Here is a 17,705-nt window from a genome sequence, read left to right as displayed (position 1 = left end):
TTCTCCGTACAAGACTCAAAACCCGCTACCCCTATGATAACACAGCTACACACCCTTAAGCAGAAAGCGCATACACTTAACACGGAGATCTATGCGCTATACTTGTCTTACCGCGACAACCGTGTAAAGTGGTATGTACGCACGTTGGTAGCCTTTGCCATTGGGTACGCCATTAGTCCTATAGATTTGGTTCCCGATCTTGTTGCTGTATTCGGCTTCCTTGATGATGTAGTGGTGGTGGCGCTTGGTTTCCATTTCTCATACCACTTACTCTCTAAAAATATAGTTGGGCAGGCAAAGTTGCAGGCTTTCGAAGAGCTTAACGGAGCTTCGGCAAGTATGGCTGCGGCAGCGTATCGTATTATTGGCTATGCCTGGATACTGGCTTTGGCCATTGTGCTGGTGCTCTTGTATAAATTTACAACGCTTAGCTTATTTTAGAAAAACACTCACCTTAAAATAAACTATACTATTAGGAGCCTCCAGTTGCAGGAGGCTCTTTTTTTATTGCTACAGTCTAATCTTTGTTATAGTTCTACAGGCGGCTTTTTGGTATTACTTCGTCTAATATACTTTTTCGATAAGTTTTGCGCCTGCAATGCTTGGGTAATAGTATAGTTGTAAGCCTCTGATTAAGTTAATGTCTACTGTTGTTTTTTTTGAATTGGTATCAATTTAGATAAAATCTATCATGAAATTATAATATATTTGCGACCAATATTGTGATGGGCAGGTAGTTAGCCAGCATCCCTTAAAATTATTTTTTTAGCCTTGCAACCCTTTGTTTCAAATTAGAATCATAAGGACAGGTAGGGCATAAACAGTCAGCGCTTGAATCTTTTTACAAAACCAAAATCCGAGGAGGACAAGCTTATAGAAGGGTGCATCGCAGGCAAGCGCGATATGCAGCGCCTCCTGTATGATCTGTACTCTAAAAAGATGATGGCTGTATGTATGCGTTATGCCCCAACAAGTTTTGAGGCGGAGGATATCATGCAGGATGCGTTTGTAAAAGTGTTCTCTAACCTGCAGAATTTTAAGAAAGATTGCCCGCTGGAGTTCTGGATCAGGAAAATTATGGTGAATACGGCGCTGAAGCACTTGCGAAACAAGCAACTGCTAACAGTGTCGCATGAGGCAGATGAGGTAGCTAACCTGCCATCAGACAATGTTAACCTGAGCGGCTACTCCCTCGACGAACTAATGGGTATGATTCAAAGCCTTGCCCCGCGTTACCGGATGGTGTTTAACCTCTACGCCATAGAAGGTTATAACCATAAGGAAATAGGAGAGATGCTAGGCATCTCGGAAGGAACATCTAAGTCACAATATTCACGCGCAAGAGCTATACTGCAAAGTATACTTACGCGCCAGGAGAAAAACTACAATGAGCATGTCATCAGCAGCTAACGATAAGCGCGGACACCTGGAAAACGAGTTCCAGCGTCGGATGCACGACGCTGAGGCTTCGCCATCTCCGGATCTGTGGGCCCGCATAGACCATGACCTGACAATTCAGGAAAGCAAGCACTACAAAGGCAGAATGGTGCTGTATCGCCAGTTGGCGGCAGCTTGTTTTGTATTGTTTATGCTGGCAGGTGCATTGCTGACTTATCACTATAAGGCAGAAAACAGCATAGATGCCGGAATTGCTTCTATGCAGCTTGATAATGAATCAGGCAGTATAACAGACAAAATGGCCGATGTCAGGGAGGGTGCTGCTAATCCTTCGGCTCAGTTACCGGAAAATGAAACTTACGATAAAAATTTGGCCGCTGGTGCTGCTGCAACAGAAGGCACAGATCTGACGGGAACAGATAAGCACGCACGCAGAAATATAAACTACTCAAGTATAGCCGGCTCAGGTAAAGCTGCCACACAAAGTATAAATGCGGAGACAGCCAACAACCGTAACGCCGGAAGTATAGGTGCAGCCTCAGGCACAACAAAGTATAGCCTAAACAGTGCTGTGGCAGTTGCTGCTGAACCATCTGCTACTATTAACAACGAAAGTATATTTGGACTGGAGGATGAGACTACAGTAAGCCGTTCGGTTTCGTCGCGGTTCGATGTGGGCAGGCCATTTTTCCAGACTGCACGTCAGGCGATCACATCTGTGCCTTCTTCTTATACTTCTGAGCAAAGTATAGCCAGCGAAACAGGGCGTACCCGCTCTCTGGTAGAGTTAAGTCAGACTGCTGTTTCTGATTACCTGGCTAAACAGAAAAAAGTGGAAGAAGTGGCTATTGCCTTAAATACACCAGCAACTGGTTCTGAAAAAGACGAAAAAGAAGCAACCAAAGATAATCGCTGGTCATTGGGGCTAGGGTATGCACCGTCATACTTTAACCAGAACATCCAAATGCCAAACCAGATGATGACTACGGTTAACCACAGGAGCTTTGCGGCAGGCGGACCAGATAAAACAGATGAGTCATCTTATAATATGAACCAGGCACGGGATGAGTTTGAGGCGAACACAGACCCTGCTTTCTCTTATGCTGCTGAAGTGAAAGCCGGGTTTAAGCTTTACAAGAAAATAAAACTACTCGCAGGCATAGGTTTTACGCAAAACACAGCCAGAACAAAATCAAGTTATATACTTAACCAGTTTGTGTATAAGCCGGGCACTGATCAGCGTGTAGCAATGCCAGCCACTACGGTTTTTCTGCCGTCGCTAAACAATAACTTTACTACCGATTCTCTTAGCGTAAAAAAGACCGACGAGTTCTATGTGAACTATCGTTACCGCCACATCACGCTGCCGGTCGGGTTGCAGTACGAGGGCAACATCAGCAAAAACTGGTTCTGGTATGGCGCTGGCGGCGTGGCTGCCAACTTCCTGGTAGAAACCACAGTAATGGCTTCTACTCACGAGGTGAAAGACGTAAGTTATGGACATAGCGATGATTCTCCGTTCAGAAAGGTGCAGTTCTCAGGCAATGTTTCAGCTGGTTTAGGCAAGCGAGTTTCCAATGTAATATCGGTAACGGCAGGTCCGGAATTTCGCGGCTACCTTAACTCGCTGCTGGCAGAACCGGAAAAGGCACTGGCTCCACAGGGCAACCCTTATACCATAGGCATTAACATGTCGGTTAACTATAACCTGGGTCAAAAATAATTTTGGTTTTTCCCAAATGCCTTGCAACCATTTGTAGTATAGGCGGGTCATGAAATTGTAGAAAGCAACAGCAGTACATACTAATCCATAAAACTATGAAGATAATACCTGGTAAGTACGCCCCTTTGGTGGCAGTCGCGAAATCAAACCTATCCGGGTGGTATGTGCTGTTGGCTCTTCTTTTCTTATCTGTATTTATGTCGGGTTGCGAGAAAGAAGACATGATAGAAGGGTGTTGGGTGCCGGAGACTGAATGTACCCAGGAAGTAACCGCAGAAACTATTATGTGTGGTTACGGAGCCTTCGGTAATGTATGGCTTAAGACTGCTGATGGCAGCTACCTGCAGCCCTGGCACAATCTTACTGGCCAGAATGAGCTGGTAAACGGACAAAAGTATACAATAGGCTATAAAGCTGTTGAAAAAGACGACAAGTATAAAGATATAGTAACCTGTAAGGCCGCAGTGCCAGCAGCACAGGCAGTTGCAGTTACTTGTATTAATACTGTGTCGAATAAATGATTACCATTTTGCGCCCCTTATCTGAGCTATGAAAAAGGCTACGTATGTAGTTTATATGGGTTTTTTAGCCCTGGTTTTGCTTGCCGGTTGTTTTGATGTAGAGGAACTTGCACCTGCTTTTGATGCTGAGAGTGTCAAAACTGCAGTGCAAGGCCGGTGGGCAGTTGAGAAAGTTAACAACAAACTTTGCCGCGATAATACCTGTAGCGAGAATACAGTTACAGGTCATCCGCAGGAGTATTTTGAGTTTCGGGCTGATAGCGCCTTCTTATTGCGATCAGGGCCATCGGTGGAAAATGCTATACATGATGCTTATAAAGCTAGTTATGAAGCCAATGGGGTTATACTGCTAAGCAATACAAGCCGAACAGAGCGGTTTGAAGTGCTGGAGTTAAAAGCAAGAAGGATTGTGGTGCAAAGCGTGTTTACCGGCCGGGATCCTGCAGCAGTTTTTACTGATACTTACTATTTGTTTAAATAATTCGTATCTGTTTAACAGATGATGTATCAGTGGAAAGCTGTGAATTCGTACAAGAATAAATAGCCTGCTGCTATTAAGAGAACCATTAGTACAACTTAAACTATGAAGAGTATTCTGTGCATCGTATTACTTTACCTGGCTCTGTCGGTGCTCGTAATAAGCTGCACAGAGGCCGACCCGGAGCCGGCATGCATGCGTGCAGAGGTTGTGGGAATAGACTGCGACAGCGGTTGGTACATACTAAAGCTTGATGAAAGCAATAGTACAGGCGCAACTGGCGGGGGCTTTGCCGGGCAGCTGCAGGGAGGTTTTGTTACAACCGACAATCTGCCACAGGCATACCAGCAACCTGGCTTAAAACTTAAGGTATCTCTGGAGATAAACAATGAAAGTAGCCCCAGGTGTTTAGCCACAGCTGTAATATACACGCCCGTTAAGGTAGTAACTGTGTGCGAAAGTCCAGGGAAATACTGACAGTGTAAATTTCTGCATAAGATGATATGTGTTGATTTTAATTAGTAAACGAATACTCTTAAAAACCTGCCGTTTTCCGCAGGTTTTTTTCTTTTATATGAAATTCTAAATATTTATGATGCATCTTGCAACCCTATTGCAAAGCTTGGGGTCATAAATTAAAGGACACTGGAAAGTACTGTTCCTGAAAGTATAAATTAGTTGCCATGAAGAACCTGCTGCTTGTTTTTAATTGCCTTTTACTTGGTGTAGTTTTTGCTGGTTGTTCAACCGAAGATGAGGTTACGCCATGCCTGAACGCACGTGTAGTTGATGTGGCCGACCCGTGTAGTGATGGGGTTGTACTTGAACTAACAAAGGCTGATGCATCACAAAGCGCAGGTTTCTGCGGCACTCCAAATCTTTACAAATATGTAACTGTCAATAATCTGCCAGATAATTTAAAGCAGGTTGGTGCCACTTTTACCTGCCAGATAGAAAAAGCAGAGGGTAATATTTGCCCTGCTGTTTATACCGTATACGAGGCTGCAACTATCACAAACATTTGCAGCAGCGATCAGATACTGCCCCGGTAGTGGCAGCAGGGAAAAATAAGTTAGACATATAGTTTTCTGCACATTTACTACCGTGAAGCCTGCCGATTTTCGGCAGGCTTCTTTTTTTGTGCATAGCCATACTTACCGGCAATTGCGTAACAAGCAATTACTATAACTGTTAGCAATTTGCGAGTATGTTTAGCTGTTATAGTTTATCTTTACTATTCCGTAAAACAATAGAATGGATTTTAAACTGACATCAGAGTTTCAGCCTACCGGCGACCAGCCTAAAGCCATTGCGCAGCTTACCGAAGGTATAAATAAGGGCGAGCCGGTGCAGGTATTGCTGGGTGCAACCGGTACTGGTAAAACCTTTACTATGGCCAATGTTATCAAAAACACGGGTAAGCCCACACTGGTACTGTGCCATAATAAAACGCTGGCCGCACAGCTTTACGGTGAGTTTAAGCAGTTCTTCCCTGAAAACGCTGTAGAATATTTTATCTCTTACTACGACTACTACCAGCCGGAGGCCTACATCGCCTCATCGGATGTGTTTATAGAGAAGGATTTGCAAATCAATGAGGAGATCGAGAAGTTGCGTTTGCACACTACCTCTGCATTGCTCTCAGGCCGTCGCGATATAGTAGTGGTAGCATCGGTGTCTTGTATCTATGGTATCGGCAACCCGGAAGAGTTCGGTAAAAATATTTTACACTTAGCCCCGGGGCAGCGTTACAGCCGCAACAACCTGCTTTATACGTTTGTGCAAATACTTTACAGCCGCACCGAAGCAGAGTTCACACGTGGAACATTCCGGGTAAAAGGCGATACTGTGGATATCTATCCTGCCTACGCCGATTTTGCTTACCGTTTATACTTTTTCGGCGATGAGTTAGAGCAGATACACCGCATCGATCCAGCTTCGGGCAAAAAGCTTTCTGATGAGAAGGCTATCACACTTTACCCGGCTAACCTTTTCGTAACAGGAAAAGACACGCTGCAGCAAGCCATATCGGAGATTCAGTATGACATGGTGGCACAGCACGATTATTTCTTAAAAGAAGACAGGCCGGTAGAGGCAAAGCGCATAAAAGAGCGTACCGAGTTTGACTTAGAGATGATACGTGAGTTGGGCTACTGTTCCGGTATCGAGAACTACTCCCGCTACTTCGATCGGCGTTCTCCAGGATCGCGACCTTTCTGTTTGCTCGATTACTTTCCGGATGATTTCCTGATGGTGATTGACGAGAGCCACGTTACCATACCGCAGGTGCGTGCCATGTGGGGTGGCGACAGATCACGTAAAGTGGCGCTGGTAGAGTATGGCTTCCGTTTGCCTGCTGCCATGGATAACCGTCCACTTACGTTTAATGAGTTTGAGAGCATGATGCACCAGGTGGTTTTTGTAAGCGCTACTCCCGGGGATTATGAGATACAAAAATCCGAAGGTGTTATTGTAGAACAGATCATCAGGCCAACCGGATTACTCGATCCGGTAATTGAAGTACGCCCAAGCACAAACCAGGTAGACGACCTGCTCGATGAGATTGATGAAAGGGTAAAAGAAGGAGCACGCGTGCTGGTAACCACACTTACCAAGCGCATGTCCGAAGAGCTTACCAAGTACCTGGAACGCCTTAACATTAAAACAAAATACCTGCACTCCGAAGTAAAGACCCTGGACCGTGTAGAAATTCTGCGTGAACTGCGCCTAGGTGAGATAGATGTGCTGGTAGGAGTAAACCTGCTGCGCGAAGGCCTCGACCTGCCGGAAGTCAGCCTGGTGGCCATACTTGATGCGGACAAAGAAGGCTTCCTGCGCGATCAGCGCTCCCTTATCCAGACCATGGGGCGTGCTGCCCGTAACGAAAAAGGCAAGGTGATTATGTACGCAGACCGGATGACAGGATCGATGCAACGTGCCATTGATGAAACAAACCGCCGCCGTGCTACCCAGATGGCCTATAACGAAGAACATGGCATTACACCACGCACCATACTTAAAACAAGCGAAGAGATTCATGAGCAAACTTCTGTGGCCGACTCCAAGAAGAAAGAGGTGAAGATGTACGCCGGACCTCAGGAGGTGTCCATCGCTGCCGAACCGATCATACAAACCATGAAGCGGGAAGAGTTAGAAAAGCTGATCAAGAAAACGGAGAAGCAAATGGAGACAGCCGCCAAAGACCTGGACTTTCTGCAGGCAGCAAAGTACAGAGACGAACTGGCAGAGTTACGACAGTTGCTTAAGAGCAAGCGTGATTAAAGTATAGCCATGCAAAGCGTATTTTAAAGAAATCGATATGAAAAAGAAAATAGTATCCTTATTCTTTCCTGTTATGATGGGAGTGTTTGCAGCCTGCAGCTCTACATCTACAGAAACAGCTGCTACTGAAGCAGAAAATATTGCCACACTCTCTACAGAAAGTTACGGCAAATACCTGACTGCGCTGGCTTCTGATGATTTGGAAGGACGTAAGCCTTTTACTAGCGGGGAAAAGAAAACGCTGGAGTACCTGGAGCAGGAGTTTAAAGCACTGGGCGTTGAGCCCGGTAATGGTAACAGCTATTTGCAGGAAGTGCCTATGGTAGACATCAAAACTACTCCGGCGCAGCAAATGACTGTTAAAGGCAAAAATAAAGAGCTGGTACTGCAAGGCAGGGAAGATTATGTATTGTGGACCCGCCGCACCGAACCAAGTATAGATTTGAGCAATGAAGAACTGGTATTTGCCGGCTTTGGAATTGTAGCCCCTGAGTATAACTGGAATGATTATGCCAGACTTGATGTAAAAGGCAAAATAGTGCTGATAATGGTGAATGACCCGGGTTTTTATGAGAAGACACCCGATACGTTTAAAGGCAACGCCATGACTTACTATGGCCGCTGGACTTATAAGTTTGAAGAAGCTGCCCGGCAAGGTGCCAAAGGCTGCCTGATCATACACAGAACTGAGCCTGCCGGTTACGGTTTTGAAGTGGTGCAGAACAACTGGAACACCTCGAAGCTGTATTTAGATGAGCGTGGCAAAGATACCTATAAGTGCGCCATTGAAGGTTGGGTAACTGAGGCTACTGCACAAAAGCTGTTCTCAGCTGCTGGCATGGACTATGCTGCTGTAACTGCAAAAGCATCTAAGCCAAACAACAAGCCACAGCCAATGGGTTTAAGTTTAAGCACTTCGCTTAAAACTACCGCTACTTACGATAAGAGCTACAACTTTATAGCTAAAATACAGGGCAGTAAACGTCCAAGCGAAACCATAATCTACACAGCGCATTGGGACCACCTGGGTTATGGCAAAGCAGATGCCACCGGCGACAGCATTTACAACGGTGCAGTAGATGATGCCACAGGTGTGGCCGGGCTGCTTGAATTAGCCAGGGTATTTAAAAGCATGCCAACGCCCCCAGACAGAACCATTGTGTTTCTGGCTGTAACCGCTGAGGAGCAGGGCTTGTGGGGTTCGGCATACTATGCTGCTAACCCGATTTTCCCGAAAGAGAAAACGGTTGCGAATCTTAACATGGATATGATGAATTTTTACGGCAAAACAAAGGATATCGTGCTGTATGGTGTAGGGCAATCTGAATTAGAAGAGCTGATTACAGAAGAGGCTGAAAAGGTTAACCGTTACATTGCCCCGGAAGCTAATCCGGAAGCAGGTTTATATTACAGGTCAGACCACTTTAACTTTGCTAAAATCGGAGTTCCGGCTTTGTTTATTGGCCCGGGTATAGACCACTCGGAGAAAGGAAAAGCCTACGGAAAGCAAAAGCTGGATGAGTACTTTGCCGACTACTACCACAAGCCATCAGACGAAATGCATGAAGGACTTGTGCTGGAAGGCGCCGTGGACGACCTGGCACTTTTGTTTAAAGTAGGAAGACGCCTGGCTTACTCAGAAGAATGGCCAAAATGGAAAACCGGATCGGAATTTAAAGCAGCCAGAGATGCATACATGAAAAATTAGGATCTATATAAAAGCAAAAGGCACCCATGGTTTAGGCTATGGGTGCCTTTTGCTTTATGCTTCCCAAACCTGCATATGCCTAAACTATAGGGATGGCTTCAGGCTGGTATGGATATGTTTACTGTGGTAGCAACACTTTGTCTACCACATGGATAACGCCATTAGAAGTAGGGATGGAGGCTAAGATGTTAGCTCCGTTTACAGTTACCTTTACGTCCTGTACGCCCATCGTTACGCGGCCTCCGTTTACCTGGCCCAGGCTCTGTCCATTTTCAAAGCTATCTATATTTAATACGCCAACATACACATGGTACTGAAGTATTTCGTGCAGGTCGCTTCTTTTCTCAGTTTTAAGCAAGCCTTCTACCGTGCCGGCTGGCAACTCATCAAAAGCTGCGTTAGTTGGGGCAAATACCTTAAACGGACCAGCGTTGGTTAGCACATCTACCAGGCCTGCCGTTTATACAGCGGTTACCAGAGTGGTATGGTCGGGAGAGCTGGCAGCTACCTGCACCACATTTTTCTGAGACTCATCGTCCTGCACTGCAGATTGGCTCGCTGAGGCCTCAGGTGCAAAGCTTTCTTCCTGTTGCAGCTCAGAGGTTGTTCCAGCCTGCTGATCTGTTGGGTTGCATGATGCCAATACGGCTCCAGCCGCCACTAATACTGCTAGTGATACCTTTTTCATAATGCATTGGTTTATGTTAAAACGCATTACAATATTGGCATGTAAAACAGTTAGAAAATATGATGTTGGTCAGTACTAAAAAGATGTTTTGCTCTTTTTATAAGTGCATCTAAACTCAAACACGCTTTCTAGCCAAGCTTTATAAAAAGCTATATACTGAAAGCTGAAAGTATAAAATATTGGGATGAAAGGAAATTGAAAGCAGAAGGCTGGTTTAACCCTGTTCCCACTCCGAAGAGGAGCAGAAACAGGACCAGGCATTTCATAGTTTTATTAGATAGGATTGGTAGTGGCAAAGCAGCTTTTTGCTGCTTTCTGTAGATAAGATGCAGGTTTTAGTAAAAGGGTTGCATGGGGCCGAAAAAATATTCCAGTGGAATAATAGCAACAAATTATTGATTAACTAAAAATTTAGTTTTAAGTTTAAATATGAGATTAGGAGTTGTCTATAAAGTATAGGACTCTCATCAATACTGACATTTTACACTTAAAGAAACTATGAAAAGAACTGCATTACTTTTTCTACTTGCCTGCCTCAGCTTAACAGCTGTAGCGCAAACCACAACCGATGCTTTTGCCAAGTATGAGGCAAAAGAGTACAAAGCCTCTGGCGAGATGTATGATAAATCCCTTAAAGCTGGTAAAGGTACAGCATCTGACCACTATAATGCCGCCTGCTCCTGGGCATTGGCCGGCAACAAAGAAAAAGCTTTCGCGCATCTGGAGCAGACTGTAGCCAAAGGGTACACAAGTATAGGCCATATGCAACAAGATTCAGATTTGAGCAGCCTGCATTCTGATAAACGCTGGGCAAAGCTGGTAGAGGATCTGAAAAGAAACTTAGCTACGATTGAGGCGAAGTATAATCAGCCATTAAAAACACAACTGGAAAAAATTTACGAAACAGACCAGCAGGTGCGCCGTGAGTTTATGGCAGCAATGCAGCAAAAAGGAGCAGAGTCGGCAGAGGTGAAGGAATTAGGGCAAAAGATGGAGCAGATTGATACGGAGAATCAGAAAAAGGTAGTAGCAATAATTGAAGAGCATGGCTGGCCTGGCAAAAGTATGGTAGGTAGCAAGGCACAAATGGCTGCATTCTTAGTTATACAACACGCACCATTGGTTGTGCAGGAGAAGTACCTGCCCCTGCTGCGCAAGGCAACTGAAGATGGCGAATTAGAAAAACGCCATCTGGCTATGCTGGAAGACAGGGTTCTTGTCGGGAACAACCAACCTCAGAAGTATGGAAGTCAATTGCGCCTGAACCCGGATACACAGAAGTATGAGTTTTATCCTATAGATGATGAGGTTAATGTTGATAAGCGAAGAGCGGAGATGGGGATGGAGCCCTTAGGCGAGTATGCCAGGCGACAAAATATTGAGTATGTATTTCCGAAAGAGTAATAAGTGTACAGCAAATAGAGAAAAGGCCGGAGCTTGAACTTGCTCCGGCCTTTTTATTATAGTAGCAGCAACCCTTTCTCCCGCAGTTCAAACCACGTAGGAGAGGCCATAAACTCATCAAACGTTAAATGTGCCTCCGCCGGAAATGATTCCTGGAGCTGGTTCAGAAGAAGCGTTTCATCGCTTTCAGGTACAATCCTTTGGATTACGTCAAAGATCCACTGGCCGATATTTGCAGTTGTCTTTACCTGGAAGTCCTCGCCTTTTTCGTAGAAGGTAAGCACGCAACGCTCAATTGTCTGCCCTTTCTTGGCGTACATTGTAAAGTCAATTTCAGGAGTATTGCCCAGCCATAGTACACGTGCATTAAGTCGGGAGCTGTCGGGGCGGTGGGGTTGCTCTATAGCCGTGCTGATCAGGTTTGGTTTTACGGTAGTGCGCGGCGTTTTAAAATCAAACCAGAACGAAAGCGGCTCATCCAGGGCCACACCATGCATGTAGTTGTAAATAGCCTTAGCCAATCCTTCGCCAAATAAGCCGTGGTCGGTGCCGGTTGGGTCGTCGTGCCACAGGTCGTTATTGGCAAAGTCTCCTTCTTCAGGACCTACTTTTACAACTTTATACTTTTCGGGATTCTTACCTACAGGGCTGTGCGCCGTCATGCTAAAGCGGTGCCAGTAACCCGACTGTATTACATTGTTGGTAAACAGCTGGCGCACTACTTCCAATGAGTCTATAGTTTCCTGAGTAGTTTGTGTTGGAAAGCCATACATCAGGTAAGCGTGCACCATAATGCCCGCTTGGGTAAAGCTGTCGGTAACGCGGGCAACCTGGCCAATGCTTACGCCTTTCTCCATCAAGGCAAGTAACCTGTCAGAAGCAACCTCTAAACCACCCGAAACGGCAATACAACCCGAAGCGGCCAGCAGGCGACACAGGTCAGGCGTAAATGTTTTCTCGAATCGGATATTTCCCCACCAGCTAATTTTTACACCACGTCGGATAAGCTCAATAGCCATATCGCGGAGTGGAGCAGGAGGGGCAGCCTCATCAACAAAATGAAATCCGGTTTGCCCTGTCTGGGCTATGATCTGCTCAATGCGGTCTACCAGCAACGTAGCCGGAGCGACGTCGTAGCGGTTAATATAGTCTAAAGTGATGTCGCAGAAGGAGCAGCGTTTCCAGTAGCAGCCATGGGCAATGGTAAGTTTGTTCCAGCGGCCATCACTCCAGAGGCGGTGCATCGGGTTTACCACATCTATCACCGAAAGGTAATCCTTTATAGGCAGGTCGCTGTAATCGGGTGTGCCAATTTCTGTATGCGGAACATCAGCATCAGTGCAGCCATTGATATACTTTACTTCGCCTTCCTGAAGTATAAAAGCACGCTGCAGTTGCTCAGCCTCACGTTTGCCTTGCAGGTATTCCAGCAGTTTCAACCACGGACCTTCGCCATCATCCAGCGTAACAAAATCAATATACTTGAACAGGCGTGGCTCACGCAGACTGCGCAATTCTGTGTTAGGATAACCGCCACCCATAGCTGTTTTTATACCTGGGTAGTTCTGTTTGATATGCTGCGCCAGTCGTAAGCCACCAAATAAGTTGCCCGGAAACGGAATAGAAAAACCTACTATACCTGGCTGTACCTTCTGCAAGTGTTCTTCCAACAATTCCAGCAGCATCTCGTCTATCAGGCTTGGCTTTTGCTGCAGCGCGTTCTCCATTGGATCAAAAGACGTAGCAGACAATGCCAGTTTTTCGGCATAGCGGCTAAAGGCAAAGTATGGCGAAATGGTTTCTTTGATCAGGTCGCCGAGGTCTTCTAAGTATAAAGTTGCCAGGTAGCGTGCCCTGTCGGTAATACCCATACTTCCAAAGGCCCAATCAATGTCCTCTACCTGGTCGAAGCGGGAGGCCTCGGGTAAAAAGCGGCTGTAACTGATCTGTTGTGCCAGTGTGAGATCTTTGTTCTGCAGAAAACGAATAACAGGTTCAATAGTGTGCAGGTACTCACGTTTCAGGCGAAGTATGCGCAGGCTGTTGTCCGACAACTCAAACTCGCCAGCTTCAATCTCATTGAAAATACGGGTTAAGCCATCTTTGGAAAACATTTTAAGTACCAGTTCTATGCCCAGGTCCGCTTGCGCAACAGTATAGCCCTGGCCTGATAAAAAACCTTTTAAATAGGCTGTGGCAGGATATGGGGTGTTTAGCTGTGTAAGCGGAGGGGTTATGAGCAGGATGTTAGGCTTCTCCAAAATAGTATGGCTTTGGTTAATATAGTGGCAAAATTAGACATTCTGCCGGTACAATGTACGATTTTATACTTCCCAACAGTTGGGGGGTGGGAGAGGTTCAGAAGAGGATTTACGGTGCCATATCCAACAAAAAAGCCTGCATCAGCAGCAGGCTTTACACTTTATCATAAATCAATTTATACTTACTTGCCAGCTGCTTTATTAACCGCATAGTTTATTGCCGGCACGATAACCAGAACCGTAAGGCTCACCATCGTAAAGATCACGAAAAAGCTGCGGAACCAACGCATCAGGAAATCGGAGTTAGCTCCGAAAGTATAAAGCTCCAGCGCCGAAGCCAGCAAAAGGCTTATAATAGCAATGATAATGACTTTACGCTTAAGCTGCGGCTTTATGTATTTTCTCATAAACTGTTTACTAACAGCGCAAAGGTACAGCTTTATACTTTAGAGTATACTTCAGGAGTGTCCTTTTTGTGCATCCTCCTCCTCCCGCGATTGGTTTTGTTCCGGTTTAGCTGGCTGTGGCGGCGGTGTGGTCTTACTCTGTTTCACGCGCTCTACATCAGAAGAATCGTCTTTAGTAGTTTTGTTGATGGGGGTGTTCGTTTTTTTCTCTTTCATAGATACTCTTTCTAAGGTTATACTTTAAATACGTTTATAGCTTTGGAGATGGCTATTTTTAACTCTATACGTAAGCTGAACGTACATTTAATAGCCATTAGCTGTAACGGAGCATTGGCAAATTGTAAAACTAAACCGACATGATCATGAATATTAAAGATATAAAAGTCCTTGTGGTGGCATCAGCCTTAAGTATGTTTAGCGTTGCAGGACTTAGCTCTTGCAGTACTGGCACAGACCCCGGCGAAATAAACACAGAGCGAAGTGATATAAAAGAAGAAGGTTCTATGATAGAAAAAGATGATGACCCGATGAGTGAATACAGGGACACCACAGATATGGAAAGCCACTACGACCACGCTGACCATGAAAACCATGATGATAATAGAGCCAGAGCTATAGGTGACGGCGCCTACGATGGCAAAGGAAAAGGCGTAAAGCGTGACGATGTAAAGAAGCAGTAAAAGCTAAACCAATAAAAAATGCTTGTATAATAGTACAGGCATTTTTTATTGGTGCTAAGGCTAATTAAACACGAACCCGTTGGGGGCGATTCCTACTCTAAACTCTGTTACTTTAGTGCCCTCAGTATTATACACATATACTGTTCCGTCGCCGGTAAACCCGTTGGCGTCTCCGCCATAGATGTATCCTGTTTCGGGGTCTACGCCAATGCCATAAAAGTTTTTGTCGATAACCATGGTATGGGAAAGGCTTTCGGAGGCAATTGGCTGTCGGTATACTTTGCCGCCGTAGCTGTAGTACAGTGCGTCTTTGGCGCCGCTCTGTACCAGTTTACTAGCCCCGGCAGATACTTCCGGAAAAGTATAAGTGCCTGTAACTTCATTGGCAGTTGTAATAATTTTAGTGAGGGCTGCTGCTGAGTAGGTTGATGGATCAGCTTGCCAGTTCTTGAACCCTGAGCTAAGCACCCAAAGCGCATTATTTTTGTCCAGCACAAGGCTGTTCGGGCCATGGGTTACTGAGATGTTTTTTTCGATGGCATCAGTGACAGTACTAATAACTGTTATTGTGCTGCCTCCTGAGTTTGTAACATATACTTTGCCGCCTGCTATTAAAAGTTTCTCCGGCTGCAGGCCTACTTGTATGGTTTTAAGTACAGTAAAAGTGTTCAGGTCGATAACAGAGACACGGCCATTGTTGTAGCTCCAGTCGGGGTTCGATGGTAACCATTCCGTTACATAGCCTTTGTTACCGTTTAGCGCTACAAAATAACGCGGGCCGCTCAGTCCCTCGATCACGCCTTCTGATTTAAAGGTATACCTGTTAACAACCTCAATTTTGTTGCTGTTATTAACCACTATAAAGGCGCGGTCACCGTGAAAGGCCATACTTTGTGCCACATCGCCAAGCGGACGATCCTGGTTTTCCTTCTTGAAGATATTGTTTTGTACTTCCTGCGTGCCTTTGTTGTAGTAAGAAAGTGAGCTGGTCGGGTAGCCAAAGTTGCCCTCGTTCACTACGAAAACACCGTTTTCAGCATACGCTCCCGAAGGACCGCTGTCCTCATTGTCGCAACTGGTAAAGCTTAAAGAAATAACCGAAAGGACGGCCGCCGTTAGCAAGCTGCGGAATAAGCTGTTTTTTTTCATTTCTTGATAAAAGTATAAGTTAAGGTATGATAAATCGGATGTTGAAAGTATAACCGCGCGGTGGCATGGCATGGTAAGCCATCGTATGGTAAGTGGCGCTGGTCACATTATCGGAGCGCAGCGTAAGTATAAGCTGGCTTTTTTGCAGCTGTAATTTCTTGCTCAGGACCAGGTCCAGTAGTATAAAATCCTCCAGGTAACCAGACTCGGAATTGCTGATATAGCGGAGGCCAGTATAGTTTAAGTTACTAAGTACAGACCAGCCTTTGTAAGTAGCATCGGCGCCAAGTATAGCTTTGTGGTGGGGCACGTACATCAGTTGTTTTCCTTTGTCGCCGCTGCCCTCGTATACTTTTACCTGCTCTGATGAAGTATAAGTATAGCCTGCAGTTGCACTTAACTTTGCTTCGCCTATTGTCGCCGTTGCTTTTGTGCCTGCCTCTACGCCCTTAGATGCTACTCTAAACAGATTTACAGGCCGCCAACGTCCTGTAGCATCTGGAAACCACTGTATCCAATTGTCTACGAGCATCTGGTAAGCGGTAAGTTCGGTTTCGAGCAACAGGGTGTTGCCAAGTATAAACAAGTGGCGCAGGCCGCTTTCGTAACTCCAGCCCTGCTCTGGCTTCAGGTCGGGGTTGCCAGCGCCTATCCAGAAGCGATCGTTTAGGGTTGGTATGCGATAACTGCCAGCCACATTGCCCTTCAGGGAGAGTTGGTTTGTGTTGTCGTTGTAGAACTTCCAGTCGAAGCCAAGTGCAGGTGCTGGTTTAGGATTGTACCCTTCTACTACTGCCTGCCGCAGGTTCAGGCTCAGCTTAATTCTGGAGGATGGGTCGTAGCGAAGTAAGGCAAAGGCAGAGGCGCGGTTTTCGGTTTGCTCCCCGGCATAGCCACTGCTTTCAGCTGAAAAGTGCTGCAGGTTTACACCTCCGCGCAGGCTCCAGCGCTTGCCATGCGTATAGGTCTGCTCTGCCTGCAGTTGGTAGGTGCTTATATCTGCTACAGAGTTGGTAGAAGTATTGGTGTAATGCAGGTAATCGTTGAAGTATGCTGCCTTTACCTCAGTTTGCCCCCAACGGCTGTCGTGCTCCAGTTCGGCCATCAGGCGCAGGTTCTTGTCCTGCATGCGTGCGTTGTTTGCCGCTGAGCCCATAGCAGGCTGCACTTCTCTGTCTGCAAAAGTATACCAACCGTGCAAGGCTAGTTTTGTGTTATATGCCAGTTGCCAGGTAAGGTCTTGTGTGATGCCATGTTGCGCTACAGCCGCATTTTCCTGCCGTGCCTCCGGAGTTTGGATTTGCGTGAGGTCTTTATATTTAAAGTTGTTGGCCGCCTGTCCAATGTATACACCAGTACTTGTCTGTACTTTAGAGGAACCATATGTTATGCTTCCGTTGCCAAAGTAACGTCCAAAGCTGCCAATTTCTGATTGTATAGTTGCACTTAGTCCTTTGCTGGTATACTTTGGTGAGCTTAATAGAACCGCGCCGCCAATAGCTCCGCTGCCATAAGCTGCCCCTGCTGCGCCAAACTGCACCGCCACATCGCCAAAGCTTGTAACTGGTATAGTTGAGAAATCAGCCTGCCCCAAAGTGGGAGAAGAGATATTGAGGCCATTCCAGAGCACAGCAGTTTGGGAGGCGTTGGTGCCCCTGAATGCAACCGATGAAATGCCGCTAACGCCGTAGTTTTTAAAATAAATAGGGGTGCGTGCCTGTAGCGCCTGTGCCAGTGAGCCGGAAGCATACGTACTTAGGTAGCTGCTATCCAATTGCGCTACACGACTGCCGGCTGCATATACTTCGGCTGGTTTGCCAAAAATCTCAACGGTGCGCAATTGGTGCCGCGCAGAATCAGGTTGTTGCGCCAGTGCCACATGCGAAAGGACAACGGAACAGCCTAATAGCCATACTTTAATAAAAGGAAATCGTGCCAATGCTTTGTTTGCTTTAGTCCCGAAGCATGCCTGGCAGGTTAAAGGGCAGAACAGCAAACGCAGGTAT

Annotated in this window: 18 protein-coding genes; 11 read left to right on the top strand and 7 right to left on the bottom strand. The window is 46.0% G+C overall.

Annotated features, from left to right (window positions below):
• Positions 1-33: 33 nt before the first annotated feature.
• The 9 genes from K0O23_RS01830 (at position 34) to K0O23_RS01790 (ending at position 9,110) form a co-directional block, all read left to right on the top strand.
• Entirely contained in the window at positions 34-441 is a 408-nt protein-coding gene (locus tag K0O23_RS01830) for a YkvA family protein (RefSeq protein ID WP_246596867.1), read from the top strand.
• Between the two features lie 390 nt (positions 442-831).
• On the top strand, positions 832-1,410 hold the full coding sequence (locus K0O23_RS01825; RefSeq protein WP_219875668.1) for an RNA polymerase sigma factor: 579 nt from the start codon (positions 832-834) through the stop codon (positions 1,408-1,410).
• A complete protein-coding gene (locus tag K0O23_RS01820; protein WP_219875667.1) occupies positions 1,394-3,121 on the top strand; it encodes an outer membrane beta-barrel protein in 1,728 nt (575 codons plus the stop codon). Before K0O23_RS01825 ends, K0O23_RS01820 begins: the two co-directional genes overlap by 17 nt.
• A 95-nt stretch (positions 3,122-3,216) precedes the next feature.
• On the top strand, positions 3,217-3,642 hold the full coding sequence (locus K0O23_RS01815; protein ID WP_219875666.1) for a hypothetical protein: 426 nt from the start codon (positions 3,217-3,219) through the stop codon (positions 3,640-3,642).
• A gap of 28 nt (positions 3,643-3,670) precedes the next feature.
• A complete protein-coding gene (locus tag K0O23_RS01810; RefSeq protein WP_219875665.1) occupies positions 3,671-4,123 on the top strand; it encodes a hypothetical protein in 453 nt (150 codons plus the stop codon).
• A 102-nt stretch (positions 4,124-4,225) separates the two neighbouring features.
• Entirely contained in the window at positions 4,226-4,597 is a 372-nt protein-coding gene (locus tag K0O23_RS01805) for a hypothetical protein (RefSeq protein WP_219875664.1), read from the top strand.
• Between the two features lie 206 nt (positions 4,598-4,803).
• Positions 4,804-5,172, top strand: coding sequence for a hypothetical protein (locus tag K0O23_RS01800; protein ID WP_219875663.1), 369 nt, complete (start codon positions 4,804-4,806; stop codon positions 5,170-5,172).
• Between the two features lie 202 nt (positions 5,173-5,374).
• Positions 5,375-7,402 carry an excinuclease ABC subunit UvrB gene (gene uvrB / locus K0O23_RS01795; protein ID WP_219875661.1) on the top strand — a complete coding sequence of 676 codons (2,028 nt, stop codon included), beginning with the start codon at positions 5,375-5,377 and terminating at the stop codon, positions 7,400-7,402.
• 37 nt (positions 7,403-7,439) lie between these two features.
• On the top strand, positions 7,440-9,110 hold the full coding sequence (locus K0O23_RS01790; protein ID WP_219875659.1) for a M28 family metallopeptidase: 1,671 nt from the start codon (positions 7,440-7,442) through the stop codon (positions 9,108-9,110).
• 118 nt (positions 9,111-9,228) lie between these two features.
• Here the strand turns inward: K0O23_RS01790 and K0O23_RS20080 are convergent, their stop codons facing one another.
• Positions 9,229-9,561 (bottom strand): fasciclin domain-containing protein, encoded by a 333-nt coding sequence (locus tag K0O23_RS20080; protein WP_246596886.1) that lies wholly within the window; start codon positions 9,559-9,561, stop codon positions 9,229-9,231.
• 9 nt (positions 9,562-9,570) lie between these two features.
• A complete protein-coding gene (locus K0O23_RS20075) occupies positions 9,571-9,798 on the bottom strand; it encodes a hypothetical protein (protein ID WP_246596866.1) in 228 nt (75 codons plus the stop codon).
• 498 nt (positions 9,799-10,296) lie between these two features.
• Between K0O23_RS20075 and K0O23_RS01780 the strand changes: the two genes are divergently transcribed.
• Complete coding sequence (locus K0O23_RS01780; protein WP_219875657.1) at positions 10,297-11,202, top strand: DUF6624 domain-containing protein; 906 nt, start codon at positions 10,297-10,299, stop codon at positions 11,200-11,202.
• Between the two features lie 56 nt (positions 11,203-11,258).
• Here K0O23_RS01780 and K0O23_RS01775 read toward each other — a convergent pair whose 3' ends face one another.
• The 3 genes from K0O23_RS01775 to K0O23_RS01765 form a co-directional block, all read right to left on the bottom strand.
• On the bottom strand, positions 11,259-13,463 hold the full coding sequence (locus K0O23_RS01775; protein ID WP_219875656.1) for a B12-binding domain-containing radical SAM protein: 2,205 nt from the start codon (positions 13,461-13,463) through the stop codon (positions 11,259-11,261).
• Positions 13,464-13,645: 182 nt separating this feature from the next.
• Positions 13,646-13,870, bottom strand: a complete 225-nt coding sequence (locus K0O23_RS01770; protein ID WP_219875655.1) for a DUF2798 domain-containing protein — start codon at positions 13,868-13,870, stop codon at positions 13,646-13,648.
• A 51-nt stretch (positions 13,871-13,921) separates the two neighbouring features.
• Positions 13,922-14,086 (bottom strand): hypothetical protein, encoded by a 165-nt coding sequence (locus K0O23_RS01765; RefSeq protein ID WP_219875654.1) that lies wholly within the window; start codon positions 14,084-14,086, stop codon positions 13,922-13,924.
• Positions 14,087-14,232: 146 nt separating this feature from the next.
• Here K0O23_RS01765 and K0O23_RS01760 point away from each other — a divergent pair, with 146 nt between their 5' ends.
• Entirely contained in the window at positions 14,233-14,550 is a 318-nt protein-coding gene (locus K0O23_RS01760) for a hypothetical protein (RefSeq protein ID WP_219875653.1), read from the top strand.
• 60 nt (positions 14,551-14,610) lie between these two features.
• Here K0O23_RS01760 and K0O23_RS01755 read toward each other — a convergent pair whose 3' ends face one another.
• Positions 14,611-15,699 (bottom strand): YncE family protein, encoded by a 1,089-nt coding sequence (locus tag K0O23_RS01755; protein WP_219875652.1) that lies wholly within the window; start codon positions 15,697-15,699, stop codon positions 14,611-14,613.
• 19 nt (positions 15,700-15,718) lie between these two features.
• Positions 15,719-17,638 carry a TonB-dependent receptor plug domain-containing protein gene (locus tag K0O23_RS01750; protein ID WP_219875651.1) on the bottom strand — a complete coding sequence of 640 codons (1,920 nt, stop codon included), beginning with the start codon at positions 17,636-17,638 and terminating at the stop codon, positions 15,719-15,721.
• Positions 17,639-17,705: the final 67 nt, after the last annotated feature.

This window comes from Pontibacter aydingkolensis, assembly GCF_019443125.1.
Classification (GTDB): Bacteria; Bacteroidota; Bacteroidia; order Cytophagales; family Hymenobacteraceae; genus Pontibacter; species Pontibacter aydingkolensis.
The sequence above is the reverse complement of the archived record's forward strand: the minus strand, read 5'-3'. Positions and strand labels throughout refer to the sequence as shown.